This is a genomic window from Mesorhizobium sp. M0437, from assembly GCF_040321335.1.
Classification (GTDB): domain Bacteria; phylum Pseudomonadota; class Alphaproteobacteria; order Rhizobiales; family Rhizobiaceae; genus Mesorhizobium.
Map to the genome: position 1 here is coordinate 1 of NZ_JAMYRK010000137.1, position 5,105 is coordinate 5,105.

Below are 5,105 nucleotides of genomic sequence, written 5' to 3' on the forward strand. Positions count from 1 at the left end.
GGCGCGTTAATTTAGTCGAGTATCAATCGCGCGGCGACTTCCGTCCAACACAGTTTATCTATTGTCATCATCTAGAAATGAGATGGAGGCTAAGCCTGATATGGCCTGATGTGGTTGTCTAATCGCGGTGGGGACGTCAAGTGTTCGCGCTCGGAGATGCGTTGGCCGGGTACACGGTTGTCTTCGCGGTCAACATCGGTCGCCGCATGATGGAGATTCGCGGGACGAGCCTTCAATGTGGACGACGCCTTTGCTGAGTCAGCGGTGCAACCCCATCAGCGGAATGGCTCGGCTCACGTAGCGGCAGGGACGCCTCAGGCGTTCAGTTTCTGAACGCTATCCGGATTTACGCTGTGGCTCCTGCATTCGGATTATAGAGCTCGCCGGTTTTAAGCATCGAATGCATAATCACCGCCAGTTTGCGCGCCACAGCCACGGCAGCTCGTTTGAAGCCGATCCCTCCGCCGGAGCTGGAGACCCCATGTCCGCAGGGTGCTCTCGGTTGAGCTACGCGTCAGAATAACCGACGCCGCTTCGTAGAGAAGCCCTCGCAAATGGCGGTCGCCGCGTTGGGATATATGGCCGTCATAATCGACTTCTCCGGATTGGTAGCAGCGCGTCGTCAGGCCTATCCAGGCGCCAACAGATCGGGACGTCTTGAAGTTGCCCGGATCTTCAATGGCAGTGGCGAATGAGGTTGCGGTGATGGCGCCGATGCCAGGGATCGACATGAGCATGCGGCATGCCTGGCTCTGCCGTGCATCTGCGACGAGCTGGCGCCCAAGCTCGGCGGCACGGATGCGAATGCCGCGCCAGGCCTCCAACATCGGCAGCACGATAAGAGCAAGTTCCTCGTGATCGATAAGAAGGCTCCGAACATTCTTCTCGAACGTGGTTCCCTTACCTGCAGGAACGAGCAGGCCGAACGTTTTCATGATTCCACGAATCTGGTTGGAAAGTTCGGTGGTGATCCGGACCAGCCGGGTGCGTGCCGCCACGAGCGTGCGGGTCAGCATGCTGTCAAATCCTTTCACCCGCACCTCACGGAAGAACCCCACCTCTGCAAGATGCGCCAAACCGTCGGCGTCGTTCGCGTCGGTCTTATTCGGCGCCATATCGAGCGCAGCTTTGGCATGGCGAGGATCGATGCAGATCGCTGGCACCCTTTCCGCGCGTAGCGCGTGATAGAACCAGACGGAAAGGGGTCCAGTCTCGAACACCACGCGTTTGGCGGCCGGCGCCCGCTGATGAATAAGCTCGGCAATGATCTTTGGATCAGAGGCGCACTTCCCGCGCCATATATTCTTCCATGGCTGTTCTCCATCAGATGCTTGGCCCGGCGTCAGGTCGTGAGCCCGTATTTCCATGTTATCGGGGAACAGCCACCTTCCAAGGATATGATTGTTCTCTGGGCGATGCGCTCCCGCGATTACCCCATGTGGACGACCTCAACTCCGGGGCATCGCACTTGCCAAAGTGTGGCTGTCGAAGCCACATCAGGGAGAGCTATCGCCTCTCGGACAGCGAAGGAACAAAGGAAGCCAAGCCATGGAGCGCCTTCAGGCGACGGACGCGAGCGTCAGCCGGCAGCAGTTGCTGATGTCGCGGCAAAGGTATAACCACTATGGAACCGAACATCCTTTCGGAGCTTGAACTCCCATTAGAGTTACTTTTTACCGAAAAAGGCTGCGATTTTTTTTCACAGGTGTTCCGCTTTTTGCTATCATAAATCTCTCCGCATTGCAGGATGGGACGTTAGCATAGATCAGGTCTGACGTTTTTCCCTGACGCGCTTGATCGCTAGTTTGCATGTCGAATGATGGGGACGCGAGCCAACCCTGAAAGCCGATGTCTCAAGTCGCTGGGTCCGGGCGCGCGCGCTGAGGGCTCAACGTCGATCGCCATCCCGTGACATAGAGGACGATCAGACATAACACGGGCACAAGCATTAGTAGCGACGCCACCGCGGCAATTGTCGGGTCGATCTGGTGGCGAATATTCTCCCACATCTTCAGCGGCAGTGTCCGGATCGATAATCCGCCGATGAGCGACGTTATGACGACCTCGTCGAAGGAGTGGAGGAACGCGAACACGGCGCCGCCGATGATCCCCGGCCGAATCAGCGGCAGGGTCACCCGCACGAACGTCTGGAACGGCCCCGCCCGCATGCTCATAGCCGCGTCCTCAAGCCGCCGGTCAAAATTCGCCAGCGTGGCGGAGACGATAACGACGACATAGCCGATGGCGCCGATGCTATGCGCCAAGACGATTCCGGTGTTCGAGCCAAGCAGTCCGAGTTTGATAAGCCCGAGATAGGTCGCAATACCGACGACGATGACCGGAAAGGTGATCGGGGTCAGGATCACCATGGTCAGGAAGCCGCGCAACCGCGGAAGGGTGCGGCTGAGCCCATACGCCGCGAGCGTGCCGACGATGGTTGACAGGATGGTCACCGCAACGCCGATTTGGATGCTGGTCCAGGCAGCGCCCTTCCAGGACGGATCGCCGAAGAAAGAGCGATACCACTGCAGGGAAAGGCCCGAGGGCGGAAATTCCAGAAACATCCCGGCGCTGAATGACATAATGACGACGACGAGGCCGGGAAACAGTAGGTACACCATGACGAGCACGATGAACGCCGTGCCGACGATCTTCGGCCAGCGGCTGTTGTCTCCGGCCTGGTAGAGCTGGGCTATCCAGCGCTTCGCCCGAATGGGAGTGAGAAGCTCATTGAACCAGCGTTTCAGCGTGCCGAAAGAGGACGGTAGGCTCAGCCAAGGCTTCCGCGCTGGCTGCGCCGCGCGGCCCTGCGCATGGGAGAGATCGAGTCCGAACATGGATAGCGTGATCACCGCGACCGCCAAGAGAATGAAGGCCGATGCGGCGATGCGCGCCATATCGAAGGCGGTCGAAACCTGCGACGCAATGAAGGTCGACAGCATGGCATCGCGCAGCCCGCCGAGGGCGGCCGGCGTGATGTAGAAGCCGAGGCAGAGCACAAAGACCAGCAGCGCTCCGCTGCGCACGCCCGGCAAGCTGAGCGGGAAGAATACCCGCCAGAAAGCGGTTAGTGGCCGCGCGCCCATGCTGCGTGCCGCCGCCATCAGCGACTTATCGATCCCCATCATGACGCTAACAAGCGGCAGGATCATCATTGGCAGCATAATATGCACCATGCCGATATAGATCGCCATTCGGTTGTAGATGAGCGGCAGCGGACTGGAGATGAGCCCGAGGTCGAGCAACATATTGTTGATCAAGCCGCGGTCGCCTAGAATCACGATCCATGCGTAGGTGCGCACCAATCCGCTGGTCAGAAAGGGGATGATGACGAGCACGATGAGCGCCACGCGCAGTTGCTTCGGGGCGGCGACGATGAAATAGGCCGTAGGATAGCCGATGATGGCGCAGATAGCCGTGGCGACGACGCTTATCTCGACGGTCTGGAAGAGCACGCGAACATTCGCTGGCTGACCGAAAAAAGCATGATAGTTGGCCAGCGAAAAGGCTGGCGCATTGACGCTGGTAAGGAAGAGCAGAATGATTGGTATGCCGAAGACGACGAGCAGGATCGCGATGGCCGGCACGGTGAGGCTGATGGGCATTCGGCCCACTGTTTGAAACGTCTTCATCAACATTCCTCTCTCAGTGCCTTACACCGCGACGAAACGGACGTCGGACCGCAGCCAGTGGAGGCGCACCTCGTCGCCAGGCCGGAAGGTCTGCTGTCCCGAGGCGACATGCTCACGCACGATGAGGACACTGCTCCCGACGCGCACATGGTATTTGCGCAACGGACCACAATAGATCATGTCATCGAGGATGCCGGTGACAGACTGGCACTGCTCCGCATTGGCCCGCTTTGGCGCAGTGGGGACGGCGATGCTGATACGCTCCGGCCGGATCATCGCGACGGAGCCGGACTGCGGCGCGGCATCGGATTCGACCTCGAAACCGGGATTTTCGAGAATGTTGGCCTCACCCAGAAAATTCGCCACGAAGCGCGTCGCCGGCCGGTCGTAGAGGGCTTCCGGTGTGTCGGTCTGCTCGATACGCCCGGCACGCATCACGACGATACGATCCGACAGAGTGAGCGCCTCCTCCTGATCATGCGTGACGCAGACGGTGGTCTTGCCGAACTCCCTATGTAGGCTCTTGATTTCGCCCTGCATCTGCTCGCGCAGATTGCGGTCGAGCGCGCTGAGCGGCTCATCGAGCAGCAGAATCGGCGGATCGGCGATGAGCGCGCGGGCAAGCGCCACGCGCTGCTGCTGGCCGCCGCTCAGTTGCGACGGCATGCGGCCGCCAAGATCTTTGAGTTGCACGCGCTCAAGCATTCCGTCGATCCGCGTGGCCCTCTCGGCGGCATTCATGCCGCGCATCGCGAGCGGAAATTCCAGGTTTCGGCGCACCGTGAGGTGCGGAAAAAGCGCATAGCTCTGGAAGACAATGCCCTGGTCGCGCCGGTAGGAGGGGACTGCGGCGACGGATTTTCCGGCGATCAGGATGTCGCCCTCGGTAGGCACCACGAATCCGGCGAGCAGCATCAGTGCTGTGGTCTTGCCCGAGCCGCTCGGACCGAGAATAGTCAGGAACTCGCCGCGACGGACTGTCAGAGACATGTCTTTCACCGCTGCGACCGCCCCATACATCTTGGTCACGTTGCAAAATTCGATCTGCGCGGATCTGGGGTTTTCCTTCAATTCTGCTTCCTCGGCATAAGTGACGGAACTTCTGACATGCACGGTCAATATTGTTGCTCCCAACTCTGCGATCTTCGTCTGGACATGCGACGCCAGACACAGCGGTTCCGGCGGCGGTCGGTTCATCCGGCAAGACGACAAGGTGAGTTAGTCGTCTTGCCGCTCTTATAATTCATAAAACATTTACTGGAGAACCCACTCGTTCCAGCGCTGAGCGAGCCGCTGCACATTGGTCTGGCCATCCGATCCGACTTCGGCGTACCACCGTCCGTTAACGGAAACGCTGTTCGCCATGTAGTCAGGGTGACTGGCGAGCTTTCGGGCCACCTTCTCCGGAATCAGCTTGAAGGCATTGAGGTTGGTCGGACCGTAGGGAATGAGCTGGGCAAAGGCCGCCTGGCG

2 protein-coding genes and 2 pseudogenes are annotated in these 5,105 nt (G+C 59.5%); all 4 read right to left on the reverse strand.

What is annotated here, in order from left to right:
- Positions 1-346: 346 nt before the first annotated feature.
- A pseudogene (locus NKI72_RS33920) lies at positions 347-1,367 on the reverse strand (IS110 family RNA-guided transposase).
- Positions 1,368-1,853: 486 nt separating this feature from the next.
- Positions 1,854-3,632, reverse strand: a complete 1,779-nt coding sequence (locus NKI72_RS33925; protein WP_502896278.1) for an ABC transporter permease subunit — start codon at positions 3,630-3,632, stop codon at positions 1,854-1,856.
- A gap of 21 nt (positions 3,633-3,653) precedes the next feature.
- On the reverse strand, positions 3,654-4,652 hold the full coding sequence (locus NKI72_RS33930; protein WP_352757256.1) for an ABC transporter ATP-binding protein: 999 nt from the start codon (positions 4,650-4,652) through the stop codon (positions 3,654-3,656).
- 234 nt (positions 4,653-4,886) lie between these two features.
- Positions 4,887-5,105: pseudogene (locus NKI72_RS33935) on the reverse strand (ABC transporter substrate-binding protein); the annotation flags it as partial.